The organism is Micromonospora pattaloongensis, assembly GCF_900107255.1.
GTDB lineage: Bacteria > Actinomycetota > Actinomycetes > Mycobacteriales > Micromonosporaceae > Micromonospora_I > Micromonospora_I pattaloongensis.
In genome coordinates this window covers 174,680-191,893 of sequence record NZ_FNPH01000006.1, presented here as the reverse complement: position 1 = coordinate 191,893, position 17,214 = coordinate 174,680, and the positions used below count along the sequence as shown (strand labels likewise).

Genomic DNA, 17,214 nt, shown 5'->3' with positions numbered 1-17,214 from the left:
GGTTCCCCTTTCGAGGAAAGGAAGGGCTATCGACCGACGCGGACGCTCTCCGGCGGGCCGAGATAGCTGTACGGGACGCCGCCGGTGTCGACGACCACCTTCTGCACGATGACCGTGGGGTCGACCATCCAGAGCTTCAGCGTGTGCACGCCCGGCTTGTCGATGGTGTGGGTGGTGACGGTGACGTTGACGTTGTCGGAGGTGTTCCGCTCCCACTGTCGGTTCATGCCGCCGTCGTCGGCACCGGTGGCCTTCGTGATGTTCACGATCTGCGGAGCGGCGTCATCGATGGAGATCGCGTACTTGAGCCCGTCGGTCGGCAACACGTTGTTGCGCGGCGACAGGAGCGCCGACACGGTCACCGGGCCGGACGAGGTCAGGGTCATCTCGTACTCCAGCCGCGGGCTCGCCCCGCCCGGCGCGCGGCTGGCGGCGTCCACCGGCCACGGCGTCACCCCGTTGCCGGTCCTGGCGATGCCGGGGATGGTCTTCCAGCCGACGCCGGGGGCGGTGACCGCCCGGGTGTAGTGGTCGGCCAGCATCGAGACGTAGCCGTTCGCCTCGACGAAGCCGCGCGCCGCGCCGCGCGGCCGGCTGGTGTCGACCACCGCGGTCACCTCGACCCGACGGCCGTCCGCGCCGGTGACGGTGATCGGCACCCGCGTGATCCCGTGCGGGGCGCGCGCCCAGTCGACCCGGACGGTGGCGCGGACCTCCTTGTCGACCCGGCCCCTGGCCGGCGTGACGCGCAGCCACGACGCGCCCGTCGTGATGGCGTAGTCGAAGGCGGTCGCGCCCCGGTTGAAGACGTCGATGTACTGCGCCGGCCGGCTCTGGTACGGGCTGAACGTCGGCAGCACGGCCGGGGTGGACGCGGCCGGCCACCACTGCTCGGAGCCCTCGATCGCCACGCCGAGCTCGGCCGCGGCCGGCACGGTGATCCGCTTCAGATGCGGGTAGATCTCGTCCGGCAGCGCCACGTGGTTGTCGGTCTGCGGCTGCTGCCAGGCCGCGTTGTTGTAGCGGGCCGCGTTGCCGTACCCGATCTTGGGTTGGGTCTGCCAGCCCGCCCACTTCCCGCCGGCGAGCCGCGTGTTGTAGTACTCCGACATCGCCCGGTCCTCGGCGAAGCGCGCCTCGGCGAGCGCGGCGACGTCGTTGGTGGCCGCCCGCCCCTGCGCCGCGTAGAGCAGGTTGGTGAAGTTGGCGTGCCGCAGGGCGTAGAGGTTGGCCGACGCCCTCACCTGGTAGTAGACGAGCTGGTAGAAGGCGTCCTGGTGGGAGGCCGGCAGCGTGGCCCGCAGCCGCTCCGCGCGCGCCGCCAACGCCCGCCATTCCGCCACCACCGTGTCCATCTCGCGGAAGTCGGTCAGCGTGTACGGGTTGCCCTGGTCGTCGTAGACGATCGCGTCGCGGTCGGTGGCCGGGTCCTTGCCGGGGACGAGGGTGATGCGCCGGTTCAGCAGCTCCGGCTTGCGGCGCGACTGCAGGAAGCCGTACCGGTTGAGGACCTCGGCGATCTCGTCGGCGTGCGCGGGGCCGAAGTTCTCCGCGGCGTACCGGCGCTCCCACTCGCCCAGCTTCTCCAGCGGCCAGCGGTCCGGGTCCCAGGCGTAGTCGAGGAAGAACTGCAGCGGCAGCTCCTCGTTCTTCATGTCCCCGACGTTCGCCACCCAGAGCCGGTCGACGCCGTACGTGTAGCTCAGGTGCAGCTGCTCCCACGTGTTGGCCAGATTGGCGGTGTCGACCCACTTGTAGTTGCGCCCGCCGCCGACGTAGTCGAAGTGGTAGTACATGCCGTAGCCGCCGCTGCGCGCCGGCAGGCCCTGGTGCGGCAGCTTGCGCATGTTGCCCCAGTTGTCGTCGCAGAACACCACGGTGACGTCGTCCGGCGGCCGGTAGCCGTTGTCCCAGTAGCGCTGGACCTCCTTGTAGAGCGTCTGCACCTGCGGCGCGTCGATCAGGTCCGTGTCGCGCAGGATCTGCCGCTGCGTGTCGATGATGGTGCCCATCAGGTCGATGCCGTCGCCGTCGGGCAGGCTGACGTCGCCGTTGCCGCGCATGCCGAGCGTGATCACGCCCTCGATGTCCTGCTCCTTCATGCGCTGCGCGCCGTCCCGCCAGTACGCCGTGACGGCCGCCTCGTTGCGCCGGAAGCTCCACTCCCCGGTGCCGCCGTACGGGTCGCGGCCGGGGGTGGTGATCGTGCCGTTGCCGTCGCGCACGGCGGGCACGGCGTGCCGGTTCCACTCCTCGATGCCGCGCATCATCGGCGCCTCGTGCGAGGTCCCCATCACCACGCCGTACGCCGTGGCGGTGGCGTGGTTGGCCGGGTCGTCCTCGGCGAACGCCCGCCCCCACACCGCGGGCCACAGGTAGTTGGCCTTGAGCCTCAGCATCGTCTCGAAGACGGTGGCGTAGAAGTCGGCGTTGAAGCCGTTCGGGAAGCCGGGGGCCTTGCCGGGGCCGAAGAAGCCGGGCGCCCAGGTGCCCAGCGCCGGGTTCTCGTCGTTGATGAAGAAGCCCCGGTACTTCACCTTCGGCGTGCCCTGGCTGTGCCGGCCGGGCCGCACCCAGAGCGCGTCCCGGTGCGCCGACGGCACGTCGTCCCAGAAGTACCAGGGCGAGACGCCGATCTGGCGGGAGACCTCGTAGACGCCGAAGATCGTGCCGCGCTGGTCGCTGCCGGCGATGACGAACGCCCGGCCGACGCCGGGCAGCGGATCGGTCACCACCTGCTGCAGCGACGTCTCCCACCTGCCGGCGATGCCGCGCACGTCGAGCTTGCCGGCGCGGACCAGCCGGTCGATGAGCGGGCTGCGGCCGATCGTGCCGACCAGCACGATGTCGCGTCGGGCGGGCACCCGGTCGACCGAGACGGCCGGCGCCACGCCGGTCACCCGGTCGACGTCGGCGCGCAGGTCCTGCACCACCCGGACCACGCCGGGGTGGTCGGCGCCGCTGACCACCACCGGGGCGGCCCGGCCGCCGGCCACCAGCGGAAAGCCGCCGCGTGTCGGGGCGTACGCGATGAAGGTGCCGGGCTGGTCCCCGGTGGCCGGCGCGGCCGCCGTGCCGGGCCGGCCGATGGCGCCGGCTGCCGTGGCGGGCCGGTCCATGGCGCCGGCGGCCGTGGCCGCGAGCGCCACCGCCAGGACGACCCGCAGGAGTTTCGATGCCGGGGTGGTTGTCGATGCCGGGGCGGGCGGAGCGAACCTTCGCATATCGGTTCTCCGTGGAGGGGGGACGGCATGGAGAATTCCGGAAGTGTTCCGGAAGGAATGTATCCACGTTGTTGAATGCCGGTCAAGCAATCACCGTCGATCTCCGCCGTCGTCACCCCGCGCGGCTCTCAACCACGGGCGCCTTCTGCCGATCCTGATACGACAGTGCCGTGGCACCTGTGGGGGGAAGATGCAGCAGCTCGTGAGCAACGACCGCTATGCGATCGCGGTCGACACCGCCAAGAACCGGCTCTACCTGACCGTCAAGGGGTACTGGCTGTCGCCGCAGGACGCGCCCCGCTACGTGGAGGATCTGACGACAGCGGCGAAGCGACTCCGGCCGCAGTTCGCCGTGCTGACCGACGCGACCACGATGCGCCCGCACCACGAGGACGTCATGCCGCTGCACATCGCGGCTCAGCAGGCGCTGATGGCGGCCGGTATGTCCCGGGTCGCCGAGATCCTGCCACGCGCCGCCACCCGGCTGCAGACCCGACGCCTGTCCAACCAGTCCGGCATGTTCAAGGCGGAGTTCGACACCCACGAAGAAGCCGAAGCCTGGCTGGACGCGCAAACCGCACGCTGACCCACCCCCGCCCCGGGGCGGGTCCGGCCCCGGGTGCCGCGCGGGGCGGCACCCGGGGTTCCCCCGGGCCCCGTCAGCCCGGCCTGGACGCCGTCGGGGCCGGGCCCGCCACGGCCCGCGACAGCTGCTGGTGGGCGCGGATCAGCGCGGCGTAGCGGTGCCCGCTCGCCTTGACGGTGCGCGCCTGGGTCTCGTAGTCGACGTGCACCAGGCCGAAGCGCTTGTCGTACCCGTACGACCACTCGAAGTTGTCCAGCAGCGACCAGGCGAAGTAGCCGGCCAGCGGCACGCCGCGGGCGACCGCCGCGGCGCACGCGGCGAGGTGCTGCTCCAGGTACTCCGTGCGCTCGGAGTCGTCGACCGTGCCGACCGGCGTGACCCGATCGGGCCAGGCCGCGCCGTTCTCGGTGATGAAGAGCCGGCCGGGGCGGTACTCCTCGGCCACCGAGACGAGCAGCCGCTCCAGCCCGGCGGGGTACGCCTCCCAGCCCATCGCCGTCGTGACCGCGCCGGGCACCGGGATCTGCCGCGCGAACGGCGCCGGCCCGTCCGGGTCGTCGACCACGACCTGCCGGAAGTAGTAGTTGACGCCGAGAAAGTCGGTGGGGGTGGCGATCGTGTCGAGGTCGCCGGGGCGCACGGGCGGCTCGACGCCGTACGTCGCGATCATGTCGGCGGGATAGCCGCGCCCGTACAGCGGGTCCAACCACCACCGGTTGGTGTGCCCGTCCGCGCGGACCGCCGCCGCCACGTCCTCGGGGCGGTCGCTCCCCGGTTCGCACGGGCTGAGGTTGAGCACGATGCCGACCGACGCGGGGCGGGCGGCGTGCGCCCGGATCGCCCGGGTGGCCAGGCCGTGCCCGAGCAGAATGTGGTGCGAGGCGCGCACCGCCCGGGCGAGGTCCCGCTCGCCGGGCGCCATCCGCCCCTCCAGGTGCCCGATCCAGGCCACACAGAGCGGCTCGTTGACCGTGTTCCAGTCCGCGACCCGGTCGCCGAGCCGCCCGGCGACCACCGCCGCGTAGTCGGCGAACGCCTCGGCGGTGGCGCGTTCCGGCCAGCCGCCACGCTCCTGCAACGCCTGCGGCAGGTCCCAGTGGTAGAGCGTGACGAACGGGCGGATCCCCGCGGCCAGCAGCGCGTCCACGAGCCGGTCGTAGAAGTCCAGGCCCCGCGCGTTCACCGGACCGGTCCCGTCCGGAATCACCCGCGGCCAGGCCACCGAGAACCGGTACGCGTCCACGCCGAGCCGGCTCATCAACGCGACATCCTCCGCCCACCGGTGGTAGTGGTCGCACGCGGCGTCGCCGGTGTCGGCGTTGTCGATCGCGCCGGGCACCCGGCAGAAGGTGTCCCAGATCGACGGCGCGCGGCCGTCGGCCGCGACCGCCCCCTCGATCTGGTAGGCCGAGGTGGCGACGCCCCAGACGAACTCCGGCGGCAGCATGGACAGATCCGACACGGGTGGTTTCTCCTCCGACGGGTAGCGGCTCATTTGACCGCGCCGGCGGTCAGGCCGGCGACGAAGTAGCGCTGCAGCACCAGGAAGCCGGCCACGACCGGGACGCTCACCACCAGGGAGGCGGCCATGATCTGGTTCCAGTACACGTTGAACTGGGTGGAGTAGCCCTGCAGCCCGACGGCGAGCGTGCGGCTGGACTCGTCGGTCATCACCGACGCGAACAGCACCTCGCCCCAGGCGGTCATGAACGCGTAGACGGTGACGGCGACGACGCCGGGCACCGCCGCCGGCAGGACCACCTGGAACAGCGTGCGCAGCGGTCCCGCGCCGTCGACCTGCGCCGCCTCGTCCAGGCCGCGCGGGATCGAGTCGAAGTAGCCGACCAGCATCCAGATCGAGAACGGCAGCGAGAAGGTGAGATAGGTGACGATCAGGCCGGTGCGGCTGGCGTACAGCTCGATGCCGGTCGCGGTGCCGATGTTGACGTAGATGAGGAAGAGCGGCAGCAGGAACAGGATGCCGGGAAACATCTGCGTCGACAGCACCGTCACCGAGAACAGCCCGCGGCCACGGAACCGGTAGCGGCTCACCGCAAACGCCGCGAAGATCGCGACCGTGACCGAGAAGACCGCGGCGACGCTCGACACGAGCAGGCTGTTGACCAGGTAGCGGCCCAGCGGAACGGTCGACCACATGTCCACGAACGCCTGCGCGGTCGGGCGGCTGGGCCACCAGGTGAAGCTGTCCTGCACGTCCTGCAGCGGCTTCGCTGCGGAGGTGACCATCACGTACAGCGGGGTCAGGACGAAGAGTGCGAGCAGGGTCAGCACGACGCGTCGACCCCAGCGCTCCCCCGTGGTCTCACGCATGACTCCTCCCCCGGCGGTTGGTGATCAGCAGGTAGACCGCCGTGACGGCGAGCAGGAACAGCAGCAGCGCCACGGACATCGCCGAACCGGCGCCGAAGTCCCAGGTCTCGAACGAGCTGCGGTAGATGTGGATGGAGATGAGGTCGGCCGCTTCCGGCGCGGAGCCGCCGAAGAGCACGTACGGGGTGTTGAAGTCGTTGAACGTCCAGAGGAAGAGCACCAGCACCAGCACCAGGTTCACCGGCCGCAGCATCGGCAGGGTGACATCACGCAGCCGCCGCCAGAAGCCGGCGCCGTCGATCGCGGCGGCCTCGTACATCTCGGTCGGGATGTTCTGCAGCCCGGCCATGATGCAGAGGAAGGCGAATGGCCAGGAGCGCCAGACCGAGACCACCAGCAGCGCGACGAAACTGTTCTCCCCGATCAGCCAGAACGGCCGCTCGTCGAGCAGGCCCAGCTGGTCGACCAGGACGTGGTTGACCAGCCCGGTGTCGCGCTGGAGCAGGAAGCTCCAGGTGATCACCGCGGTGTAGACCGGCAGCGCGTACGGGGTGAGGAACAGTGCGCGCAGGACCGCCCGCCCCCGGAACGGCCGTTGCAGCACCACCGCCGCCGCCGTGCCGAGCAGCCAGGACAGCCCCACCGAGGCGATCGTGTAGGCGACCGTGACCCAGAACGAGTGCAGCAGCTGCGCGCCCGCCGGACCGTCCACATCGAGCACGTCGCGGAAGTTGTCCAGGCCGACGAAGGGCGCCCCGGACCAGTCCCGCAGGTGGAAGCGGGTCAGCTCCTGCAGGCTCATGAAGGCGCCGACGAACATCGGGATCACGTGGATCGCCAGCTCCAGCACCAGCGCCGGGGCGAGCAGCAGGTACGGCAGGAGCGGCCGGCGTCGCGTTCGGGGCCGGACGGCCGGGGGGCGCGCGGCGGCGTCGCCGGGGTGCGCGCCGGTCAGCGCCGGCGCGCGGGTGGGGGTTGCCATCGCGCTCCTCTCGACACGGGGGTGGCCGTGGGCGGGTCGGCGTACCGCCCACGGCCACCGGTCCGGCAGGTCAGCGCAGCTGCTGTTGCGCCTGGGTCAACGCGGTCCGCACGGCCTGTTCGGTGACGGGCTTGCCGCTGGCCGCGTCCGCGAAGAGGTCCTTGATCGCGGTCCCGACGAGGGTCTCGAACGTGCTCTCGTCGGGCACCTGCGGCAGCGGGGCGGCGGTGCCGGCGAGGGTCTGCTGCAGCACCTGCTGCTCCGGCCCCGCGAACGCCGGATCGGCGGCGACGGTGCTCACCGCCGGCAGCGACCCGTAGGTCCTGTTCAGCGCGACCTGCTCCTCGTCGCTCGTCATGAACTTCACGAACCGCAACGCCCCGTCCCGGTTCTTCGTGTGCTTGAAGACCGCGATATTGATGCCGGCGACCATGCTGGTGACCTTCTTGCCACCGGCGGGCGCGCTGGCCGGCAGCGGCACGGGCGCCACCCCGTACGCGTCGGGGGCCATGTTCTGGGTCTTGAGGTTCGAGCCGGCGGCCTGCCAGAGCAGCATCGCGGCCTTGCCGTTGGCGAAGTCCGAGACCGCCTGGTTCTGCGCGTACTCGGCGTTGCTCGGGTTGACGATCTTGTCAGCGGCCATGAGGTCGACGTACCGCTTGACCGCCGCGACGTTCTGCGGCGTGTCGAAGGTCGGCTTGCCCGCGGCGTCGAACCACTCACCGCCGTACTGCTGGCTGAACGTGAACGCGTGGTGGGCGTTCTCCGAGGGGTTCGCCCCCTCCACCGCCAGGCCCCACCGGCCGCCCTTGGTCAGCTTGCGGCCGGCCTCGACGAGCTGCTCCCACGTTGCGGGCGGGGCGCTGATGCCGGCGTCGGCGAACGCTTTCTTGTTGTAGTACAGCGCGTACGCGAGGCTGTAGAGCGGCACGGCCGCCGGGGGCTTGCCGGCCGCCCCGGTGGCGGCGAGCGCCGCGGGGACGAAGCGCTGCCTGCCGCCGATCTCGGCCAGCGTCGCGTCGTCGAACTCCTCCAGCGCGCCGGTCGCCTGCAGCGAGGCCGACCAGGTGTTGCCGATGTTCACCACGTCCGGGCCCTTGCCGGAGGTGGCGGCGGCCAGCAGCCGGTTCAGCAGATCCGACCAGGGCACGACTTCCACATTGACCTTGATGCCGGTCTGCTGCTCGAACTTGTCCAGCTCGGGCTGGAGGATCTGCTTGTCGGCCTCCAGGCTGGCGCCCTGGTTGCTGGCCCAGTAGGTGAGGGTCTTGGTGGACTCCGGGGAGTCGCCGGAGCCGCCGCAGGCGCTCAGCGACCCGGCCGCCAGCACGGCCGCGGCCGCGGCCGCCAGATATCGATTCGACACGGTCTGCCCTTCTGCGTCGAGGGGGGAGTTACATCAGGGCTTAATTAACGCCGTTATTAAAGTGGTTGACGACGGGACCGTCAAGGCCCGGCCCGTAGAGTGCCGGAGACCGCGAAAGATCGAGGTGACGCGTGGAGCTGGAGCGAGCAACCAACCGGTCCGTACGGCGGCGGAACCGGTCGGCGCTGCTGTGGAAGCTCTTTCTCGACGGGCCACTCACCCGCCAGGACCTTGCCCGCAGCACCGGGCTGAGCCAGCCCGCCGTCAGCAACGTGGTCAGCGATCTGATCGACGAGGGGCTGGTCACCGAGGCCGGGGTGCTGGAGTCCGACGGCGGCCGCCCCAGCATGCGGCTGCGGATCGCGCCGCGCTTCGCCTGCGTGGCCGGCGTCGACGTCGGCGAGACCCGGGTGCGGGTCGAGCTGTTCGACTTCGCGATGACGCTGCTGGCCAGCGTCGAATACCCGCTCCAGCCGGGCGGCACGGACCCGGCCGTCGTGGCCGGGCACGTGCTGGCCGGCATCGACGAGGTGACCTCCCGGGCCACCGTGGCCCGCGCCGAACTGCTCGGGGTGGGGATCGGGGTCTCGGGCGTCGTCGCGCAGGGCCCCGAGGTGGTGGTGCACGCCCAGACGCTGGGCTGGGACGGCGTCCCGCTCGAGCGGCTGATCCGGGCCGGCACCGACCTGCCGCTGCACATCGACAACGGCGCCAAGACCCTCGGCCAGGCCGAGATGTGGTTCGGCGCGGGTCGCGGAGCGCGGCACGCGGTCTTCGCGCTGGTCGGCTCCGGCGTCGGCGCGGCGATCGTGACCAACGGCGTCACGTACCGGGGCGCGTCGAGCAGCGCCGGCGAGTGGGGGCATACGACGCTGGTGTACGGCGGACGCTCCTGCCGGTGCGGGGCCACGGGGTGCCTGGAGGCGTACGTCGGGGCGGAGGGGATCATCGACCGCTACCGGCAGGCGCGGCGCGGCCGCCCGGTGCCGGGCGTCGACGAGGAGTCGCAGCTCACCGAGCTGATCGCGGCGGCGGAGAGCTCCGCGGTGGCCCAACGGGTGCTGGACGAGACCGCGGGTTACCTCGGCGCCGGCGTGGCGAACCTGATCAACCTGTTCAACCCCGAGCGGGTCGTCCTCGGCGGCTGGGCCGGGATGGCGCTCGGCACGCGGCTGCTGCCGGCGATCCGCGAGGCCGCGGCGCGGCAGGCGCTGCGCCAGCCGTACGCCCAGGCGTCGATCGAGGTGTGCCGGCTCGGCGTGGACGCGGTGGCGCTGGGGGCGGCGACGCTCCCGGTCGCGGGGCTACTGGCCGCGGGCGGGACGCGGGAGTGACGACCGGCCACCAATGACGTATCTACATAAATAACACCGTAATACGTCGATGTCTTGACGTCGGGCAACGCCGCCGTAACACTTCTGAACCATTGAGAGCGCTCTCAGCCTCTGGCGTCGCCCCGGCCGGACGACGCCACCCCCGAGCGACACCGCGTCGCGCCCCCGTCACCCGGCGTCCGAAGTTCTCCTAGCGACAGGCGTCATCATGAAACCTCAGCTCATTTCGCCACCGCCGCCGCGCGCCCGCGGCCCGCGGCTGCGGCGCGCGGCGCGCGGACTCGCCGTGGCGCTGGCCGCCGCCGTGCTCCCGGTCGGCGCCACGCTCCCGGCCGGCGCCGTGCTCCCGGCCGGCATGCTCCCGGTCGGCGCCGCGCCGGCCGCGCAGGCCGCGCCGGTGCTGCTCTCCCAGGGCCGGCCGGCCCTCGCCTCCTCGACCGAGAACGGCGGCACGCCCGCCTCGGCGGCGGTCGACGGCAACACTGGCACCCGCTGGTCCAGCGCCTTCAGCGACCCGCAGTGGCTCCAGGTCGACCTGGGCGCCCGCGCCACGATCAGCCAGGTCACCCTGCGCTGGGAGACCGCGTACGGGCGCGCGTTCCAGATCCAGACCTCCGACGACGGCAGCGCCTGGACCTCGATCTACTCCATCACCACCGGAACCGGCGGCGAGCAGAGCCTGACGGTGGCCGGTGCGGGCCGGTACGTGCGGATGTACGGCACGCAACGCGCTACCGGCTACGGCTACTCGCTCTGGGAGTTCCAGGTCTACGGCGAGTCGGGCGGCACCGGCGGCCCCCCGGTGGAGCCCACCGACCCGCGCAACCCGAACTTCGGCCCGAACACCCGGATCTTCGACCCGTCCACCCCGACGTCACAGATCCAGAGTCACCTCAACAGCATCTTCACCCAGCAGGAGACCAACCAGTTCGGCCCCAACCGCTACGCCGTGCTGTTCAAGCCCGGCACCTACACCGCCGACGTCAACCTCGGCTTCTTCACCCAGGTCGCCGGCCTCGGCCTCTCCCCCGACGACGTCAACCTCAACGGGCACGTCCGGGCCGAGGCGTTCTGGATGGGCGGCAACGCCACCCAGAACTTCTGGCGGTCCGCGGAGAACCTGTCGGTGACGCTGCCGGCCGGGGTGAGCGTCGAACGGTGGGCGGTCTCGCAGGCCGCGCCGTACCGGCGCATGCACCTGCGCGGCGGTCAGAACCAGATCCAGCTCTGGAACGGCGGCGACGGCTGGTCCAGCGGCGGCCTGATGGCGGACACCCGCATCGACGGCCTGGTGGTCTCGGGGTCCCAGCAGCAGTGGTACTCACGCAACAGCGAGTTCGGCAACGGATGGACCGGCTCGGTGTGGAACATGGTCTTCCAGGGCGTCACCGGGGCCCCCGCGCCGCACTTCCCGAACCCCTCACACACCGTTCTCGACACCACGCCCGTCGTACGGGAGAAGCCGTTCCTGTACGTCGACAGCGGCGGCGTCTACCGCGTCTTCGTCCCGGCGTTGCGCACCAACAGCCGCGGCACCAGCTGGTACGGCAAGACCCCGGCGGGCACGTCGATCTCGCTCGACCAGTTCTTCATCGCCCGGCCAGGCACCACCGCCGCCACCATGAACGCCGCCCTCGCCCAGGGCAAGCACCTGATCATCTCGCCGGGCGTGTACAACCTCGATCAGACGCTGCGGATCACCCGACCCGACACCGTCGTGCTCGGGCTCGGCCTGGCCACGCTGGTCCCGCAGAACGGCATCACCGCGGTGAGCGTCGCCGACGTGCCGGGGGCGAAGGTCGCCGGCATCCTGATCGACGCCGGCCCCGTCTCCTCGCCGACGCTGATGGAGATCGGCCCGCCCGGCGCCGCCGCGAACAACGCCGCCAACCCGATCTCGCTGCACGACGTGTTCTTCCGGATCGGCGGGCCCGGCGTGGGCCGGGCGGCCACCACCCTCGTGGTCAACAGCGACCACGTGATCGGCGACCACATGTGGCTGTGGCGCGCCGACCACGGCACCGGCGTCGGCTGGAACGTGAACACCGCCGACACCGGTCTGATCGTCAACGGCGACGACGTCACCATGTACGGCCTCTTCGTCGAGCACTACCAGAAGTACCAGACGATCTGGAACGGCAACGGCGGGCGGACGTACTTCTACCAGAACGAGATGCCGTACGACCCGCCGAACCAGGCGGCGTGGATGAACGGGTCCAGCCGCGGGTGGGCCGCGTACAAGGTGGCCGACCACGTCACCAGCCACCAGGCGTGGGGGCTGGGCAGCTACTGCGTCTTCACCACCGACGCCGGCATCGCCGCGGACCGCGCCTTCGAGGTGCCGCAGAATCCGAACGTGCGGTTCACGAACATGGTGACGGTCTCGCTCGGCGGCGCCGGCACGATCGCCCGGATCATCAACAACGCCGGCGGCACCTCGAACTCCTCGAACCTGGTGTCGTACCTGACGAACTACCCGTAGCCGCCATGCGTGGTGTGCCCACGGCCCGGCCGTGGGCACACCGCTACAGGAACGTGATGCGCGCGCGCTCGGCCCCGTCCTCGGCCGTCAGCGCCGCGGGCCGGCCCCGCACCCACATCCGCTCCACGTGGATCGACTCGCCGACGCACGGCATCATGATCGACCGTTCACACCAGGTGGCCGGGTCGCCGTCGTTCAACCTCATGCCGCAAAGCCCGTAGTAGCAGGCGGCCAGCATGCCGCCCAGGTTGGCGGTGAAGGGCACCGCCCGGGGCTTGTCGGGATACCGCGCCGGGCTGAACTCGGTCGCCATGGCGAACGGCGGAACCACGAACGACGCGTAACCGCGCTCGAACAGCTCGTAAGCGCGGCCGCGGTCGCCGAGCCACGCCGCGTAGACGCCGAGCATCGGCGAGAGCATCGGCGCACCCACGTACCGGTCGGCCGAGCGCAGGTGGAACTCCAGCGTCGCCCGTTCCGTCTCGGCGTCGACCGGATAGCCGAGCGGGAAGAGCACCGCCGCCCCCTCCGGTGTCTCCCCCTTGTCCTCGCACGGATCGTGACGGTCGTGGTTCCGGATGACTCTGGTCTCCGGATCGATCGGGAGGACCAGGTGGTCGGCGATGCTCTCCCAGTGCTCGTCGACCGTCTGCCCCAGGGACCGTCCGAGCGCCACCGTCTCGCGCAGCGCGAGCACCGCGGAGCAGTTGACGAACGCGTTGTTGTCGACGGTCGTCTCGGTCTCCGCGATGCCGTTCACCCCACGAAGTTCGTAGCCGCGCGCGGTGTGCTCCACCCGGCTGTCCAGCCAGCGCGCCACCGACGACATCACCGGCCAGGCGAAGTCCGCCGCGAACCCGCGGTCGCCGGTGGCGTGCACGTAGTTCGCGAACTCCAGCGCGACGTCCATGCTGACGTGCTCTTCGGTGTACGAGTGCGGCACCTCCACCGGTGCCGCCTCCTCCCCCTTGCTGGGACTGCTCTCCCACGGGAACTGGGCACCGGTGTACCCGCGGGCGGCGGCGTTGGCGAAGGCGCCGCAGAGCTTGGCGTAGCGGTAGGTGATCAGGCTACGGGCGCTCTCGGGGGAGCTCAGCAGCAGCGGCGGGACGGCGAACGCCGGGACGTCCCACATCACGTGGCCACGGTAGTAGTGGTAGTCGGGCCAGGAGGAGAGCCCGAACAGGTGCGTGCTCGCCGGCGCGGAGCGGTTCGCGGAGCTGTGCAGATAGAAGAAGGCCGCGTCGATTATCCCCTGCCACTGCGGGGGCGCACCCACGAGGGTCGGCCGCCCACACCACAGCTCCTCCCAGGCCCTGCGGTTGTCGGCCCGCAGATCGTCGCCGCCGGCCGACACCGCGGCGGTGAGCAGCCGGGCCGCCTCGTGCAGGGGACGTTCGTGCCATGCGTCCGGAACAAGGCTGGTGAACTGCCGCAGCTCGTACCGGCGCCCCGCCTCGGCCCGCACCGCATACGTGGTGAACGTCTGGCCGCCGGTCTGCTCGCTGAACCGGCGGACCGCCTGATCGGTGCCCCGGAAGTCCGTGCCGTAGGCGAGCCCGAGCGAGCCCATGTCGCCGTGGCTGCCCCACTGCGTCACGCAGTCGATGTTGCGGACGTGGTCCGGCGGACAGCGCGGCGGCTCGAGCCAGCGGCCGAGCACACCCTGTGGGTCGAGGCCGGCGGCGATCTCCAACTGGCAGTCCTGATCGACGTGGAACTGCAGCCTGTGCACGACAACGGGCGGACGGGTCCGGCTGCAGAACATCACACTGTTGACCTCGGCGCCCGCTCCGTCGCCGTCGAAGTGGAAGCGCGTGTGCAGCTCGCCGCAGGAGAAGTCGTACCGCTGCTCGCGCAGCGTCGCCCGTTCCGGCGACTGGGACAGCGACACGCCGTTGATGCGCAGGTCACCGGCGAGCGGATAGGGCGTCTGCGCGAAGCCCTCCACCCCGGTCTCCCGATCCATGCCGACGAAGCCGTTGACGGTGGTCACGCCGGACAGCAGGGGTATGGGGCACACCCGTAGCCCGACCACCCCGTTGGAGACGAACGCCGGGGTGTAGCCGGGCTCCCACGAGTGGATCGGGTCGGGACTGTTCGGCTGGATCACGCCGCATTCACCGCCACTTCTGGCCCACGGGCAGCGTCGGGAGCGGCGACGCACGATTCGCGTGTCGCCTCGTTCACACTGTCCCAGCACTGGTGACGGCCGTCCCGGAAATCGCGTGATCAGTCATCTTCGCGCTTGCGGACGTTCGCCACGTCGTCGTCGGGCCTCTCCAGCGGACGCGGCTGGACGCGGACCTTGGTGATCGCCCGACCGGTGACCTCGACGACCCGGGCCGTGAAGCCGGGCAGCTCGACCATCTCGCCCGGCGCCCGCGGGATGTGCCCCAGCCGGGCCAGGACGAGTCCGGCGATGGTCGTGTAGTCGCCGTCCTCGATGTCGCGGATCGAGACGCCGACGTCCGGCAGGTCGTGAATCGGGAAGACGCCGGGCAGCACCACGGCGCCGTCCGGTTCGCGGATCGCCGCCTGGACGTCCCGGTCGGTCTCGTCGTAGATCTCGCCGACGACCTCCTCCACCAGGTCCTCGATCGTGACGATGCCGTCGATCGCGCCGCGCTCGTCCACGATCAGCGCGAACGGCTGTCGTTGCTGGCGCATCTCGCGCATCGCATCGGTCACGCTGAGCGTCTCGGGCAGGAACAGCGCGGGGCTGGCCCGGTCGGCCACCACGCCGGCGCCGTCCAGCAGGTCGCGCATGTGCACCAGCCCCACCACGTCGTCGAGCCCGCCGGGACCGACCACCGGCGCCCGCGTCTTGCCGGACTCGCCGAGGCCGCGCAGCGCCTCACCGACGGGCATCGTCGCCGGCAACGAGAAGACGTCGCGGCGGGGCACCAGGATCTCCCGCAGGATCCGGTCGGCCACCTCGAAGGCACCGCTGATGATCGTGCGATGCTCCGGGGTGAGGCTCCGCTGCGCGGCGACCATGTCCCGCAGCTCCTCGGTGGTCACCTCCTCGCGGCGCGCCTCCGGGTCACTGCCGGTCAGCCGTACGACGACGTCGGTCGCGGCACTGAGCAGCCACACCGCCGGCCGGGAGAACGACGACAGGGCATCCAACGGTCGCCCCACCAGCAACGCCCAGCCCTCGGGGCGCTGCATCGCGATCCGCTTCGGGGCGAGCTCCCCGAACACGAGGGTGACGAAGGTCAGGATGATCGTCACGAGAACGATCGACACCGGCTCCGCCGCCCCGCCGAGAAAGCCCAGCGGCTTCACCAACGGCGCGGCGAGCGAGACCGCGGCCGCCGCGGAGGCCAGGAACCCGGCCAACGTGATGCCGATCTGGATGGTCGCCAGGAAGCGGTTCGGGTCCCGCGCCAGCCGGGCGAGCACGCGGCCGCCCCGCGACTCGCGCTCCAGCCGCTGCAGCTGCCCCTCCCGCAGCGACACCAGCGCCATCTCGCTGCCCGCGAACACCGCGTTCAGCAGCACCAGCACCAGCACCAGCGCCACCTGCAAGCCATAGCCCCCCACGGCCGCCCCCCGCCTGCTCGTACCCGGGCCACCCGGCGCCCGGTCGGGTACCCGCCGCCCCATCCGGCTAACGCGACTTTCGCCCGAGTAACGGCAGTTTCCTCCGCCCTGCACCGCCCGCCGCCGCGCCGCCGGCCACCGCGAGCGTCTGCGACGACGCTGTCAGCGCACGGCCGGGTCAGTGTTGGCACGAGCTACAGGTCGACGACGAGAATGCGCCCCTGCAGGCCGGTGGTCATCGCGTAGTTCTGCACGCGGATCAGCAGTCGTTCGGTGATCACCTGGCCGCGGGAGACCAGCAGCACGCTCTTGGCGCTGTAGAGGTCGTCGGCAAGCTCGTCGCCGACGGCCAGGTCGTCGACGTCGATCTCCCGGACCGCCTGGTTGGGCAGCCGCAGCCCGCCGACCTCGGCCAGCGCGCGCAGCGTCTCCATGTCGTGGGTCTTGCGGAACGACAGCGTCGCCACCGCCAGGTCCGGCGGCATGCCGCGCCACACCAGCGCGTCGTATTCGCGCACGGCCTGCAGGAGTCGCGCGCCCGACGGCGCGGCGTCGGCCATCGGCCGGACCGGGCTGCGGTCGGTGGGCAGCTGATGGCGGACGATCTCCCGGACCGCCTCCAGGCGCGGGATGCGCGCGAGCACCCCGTCGGCGAGGGCGGGCAGCCGCGCGAGCATCTCCGCCTCCGCCTCGCTGTTGGGGTTGCCACCTTCGAGCGCGGCGATCGCCGAGGGAGGCAGCGTGATAGCCGCGATCTCCCCCATCTGCGCGGCCACCTCGACCTGCCACGCGTCCGGGACCTGGAGCTTGGCGCAGAGCGCCTCCACCAGCCGACGCAGCCGGGCTGCGCGGCTGAACAACTCCGGCTGCGCCATGCTCAGCGTCTCCATGAGCGCCTCGACCGCGCCCTTCAGCGTCGCCTCCAGCAGCTCCCGCTCCGCGCGGACGAGTCGGTGCTGCTCGGCGGCGGCGGCGATCGTGGCCTTGAGGACCTCGGGCGGGCACGGCTTGAGCAGGAACCGGAAGACGTGGCCCTGGTTGATCGCCGCGATCGCGCTGTGCAGGTCGGCGTCCCCGGTCAACAGCAACCGCGTGGTGTCCGGTGCCAGTTGCTCGGCGCGCTCCAGCATCGCCACGCCGGTCATCTCCGGCATCCGCATGTCGGAGAGCACGGCCGCGATGGGATTCTTCTCCTGGTCCGCGAGGAGTTCGAGCGCCTCGTGCGGCTGCGTCGTCGTGACCACGTCGTAGCTCACACGCAGATACCGCTGCAGTCCGTCGAGGACGAACGGCTCATCGTCCACGCAGAGGATTCGGGGGCGGACCGTCATTGACGTTTCCTTCTCGCTCAAGGCGCGCA

General features: G+C 71.3%; 11 protein-coding genes. 3 read left to right on the top strand and 8 right to left on the bottom strand.

All coding sequences use genetic code 11. From position 1 onward, the window contains the following. Window positions 1-26: 26 nt before the first annotated feature. Entirely contained in the window at window positions 27-3,224 is a 3,198-nt protein-coding gene (locus tag BLW47_RS17795; RefSeq protein ID WP_091558692.1) for a glycosyl hydrolase 115 family protein, read from the bottom strand. 190 nt (window positions 3,225-3,414) lie between these two features. Between BLW47_RS17795 and BLW47_RS17790 the strand changes: the two genes are divergently transcribed. Further along, window positions 3,415-3,810 carry a hypothetical protein gene (locus tag BLW47_RS17790; protein WP_091558689.1) on the top strand — a complete coding sequence of 132 codons (396 nt, stop codon included), beginning with the start codon at window positions 3,415-3,417 and terminating at the stop codon, window positions 3,808-3,810. A 73-nt stretch (window positions 3,811-3,883) separates the two neighbouring features. On the opposite strand, the gene BLW47_RS17785 is transcribed toward BLW47_RS17790, so the two are convergent. From BLW47_RS17785 to BLW47_RS17770, 4 genes are all read right to left on the bottom strand, one after another. Continuing rightward, window positions 3,884-5,305 (bottom strand): GH1 family beta-glucosidase, encoded by a 1,422-nt coding sequence (locus BLW47_RS17785; protein WP_091558686.1) that lies wholly within the window; start codon window positions 5,303-5,305, stop codon window positions 3,884-3,886. After that, complete coding sequence (locus BLW47_RS17780) at window positions 5,302-6,141, bottom strand: carbohydrate ABC transporter permease (protein WP_091558682.1); 840 nt, start codon at window positions 6,139-6,141, stop codon at window positions 5,302-5,304. Before BLW47_RS17780 ends, BLW47_RS17785 begins: the two co-directional genes overlap by 4 nt. Next, window positions 6,134-7,123, bottom strand: a complete 990-nt coding sequence (locus BLW47_RS17775) for a carbohydrate ABC transporter permease (protein WP_091558678.1) — start codon at window positions 7,121-7,123, stop codon at window positions 6,134-6,136. The genes BLW47_RS17780 and BLW47_RS17775 overlap by 8 nt, the downstream gene beginning before the upstream one ends. 70 nt (window positions 7,124-7,193) lie before the next feature. Further along, window positions 7,194-8,489, bottom strand: coding sequence for an ABC transporter substrate-binding protein (locus BLW47_RS17770; protein WP_091558674.1), 1,296 nt, complete (start codon window positions 8,487-8,489; stop codon window positions 7,194-7,196). A 131-nt stretch (window positions 8,490-8,620) separates the two neighbouring features. Between BLW47_RS17770 and BLW47_RS17765 the strand changes: the two genes are divergently transcribed. Both BLW47_RS17765 and BLW47_RS17760 read left to right on the top strand, forming a co-directional pair. Beyond that, window positions 8,621-9,823, top strand: a complete 1,203-nt coding sequence (locus BLW47_RS17765) for an ROK family transcriptional regulator (protein WP_091558670.1) — start codon at window positions 8,621-8,623, stop codon at window positions 9,821-9,823. 208 nt (window positions 9,824-10,031) lie between these two features. Next, window positions 10,032-12,305, top strand: a complete 2,274-nt coding sequence (locus BLW47_RS17760) for a discoidin domain-containing protein (RefSeq protein WP_091558666.1) — start codon at window positions 10,032-10,034, stop codon at window positions 12,303-12,305. 43 nt (window positions 12,306-12,348) lie between these two features. On the opposite strand, the gene BLW47_RS17755 is transcribed toward BLW47_RS17760, so the two are convergent. The 3 genes from BLW47_RS17755 to BLW47_RS17745 form a co-directional block, all read right to left on the bottom strand. After that, window positions 12,349-14,418 (bottom strand): glycoside hydrolase family 65 protein, encoded by a 2,070-nt coding sequence (locus BLW47_RS17755; protein ID WP_091558663.1) that lies wholly within the window; start codon window positions 14,416-14,418, stop codon window positions 12,349-12,351. Window positions 14,419-14,537: 119 nt separating this feature from the next. Continuing rightward, the gene (locus BLW47_RS17750) at window positions 14,538-15,854 is read right to left on the bottom strand and encodes a hemolysin family protein (RefSeq protein WP_175543684.1); all 1,317 of its coding nucleotides are present in this window, start codon (window positions 15,852-15,854) and stop codon (window positions 14,538-14,540) included. 194 nt (window positions 15,855-16,048) lie between these two features. Further along, a complete protein-coding gene (locus BLW47_RS17745) occupies window positions 16,049-17,185 on the bottom strand; it encodes a response regulator (RefSeq protein WP_091558654.1) in 1,137 nt (378 codons plus the stop codon). Window positions 17,186-17,214: the final 29 nt, after the last annotated feature.

What these genes read in the sequence shown, in the direction of transcription:
- BLW47_RS17795 (WP_091558692.1), bottom strand. Translation starts at nt 3,224, where the DNA reads ATGCGAAGGTTCGCTCCGCCCGCCCCGGCATCGACAACCACCCCGGCA.
- BLW47_RS17790 (WP_091558689.1), top strand. Translation starts at nt 3,415, where the DNA reads ATGCAGCAGCTCGTGAGCAACGACCGCTATGCGATCGCGGTCGACACC.
- BLW47_RS17785 (WP_091558686.1), bottom strand. Translation starts at nt 5,305, where the DNA reads ATGAGCCGCTACCCGTCGGAGGAGAAACCACCCGTGTCGGATCTGTCC.
- BLW47_RS17780 (WP_091558682.1), bottom strand. Translation starts at nt 6,141, where the DNA reads ATGCGTGAGACCACGGGGGAGCGCTGGGGTCGACGCGTCGTGCTGACC.
- BLW47_RS17775 (WP_091558678.1), bottom strand. Translation starts at nt 7,123, where the DNA reads ATGGCAACCCCCACCCGCGCGCCGGCGCTGACCGGCGCGCACCCCGGC.
- BLW47_RS17760 (WP_091558666.1), top strand. Translation starts at nt 10,032, where the DNA reads ATGAAACCTCAGCTCATTTCGCCACCGCCGCCGCGCGCCCGCGGCCCG.
- BLW47_RS17745 (WP_091558654.1), bottom strand. Translation starts at nt 17,185, where the DNA reads ATGACGGTCCGCCCCCGAATCCTCTGCGTGGACGATGAGCCGTTCGTC.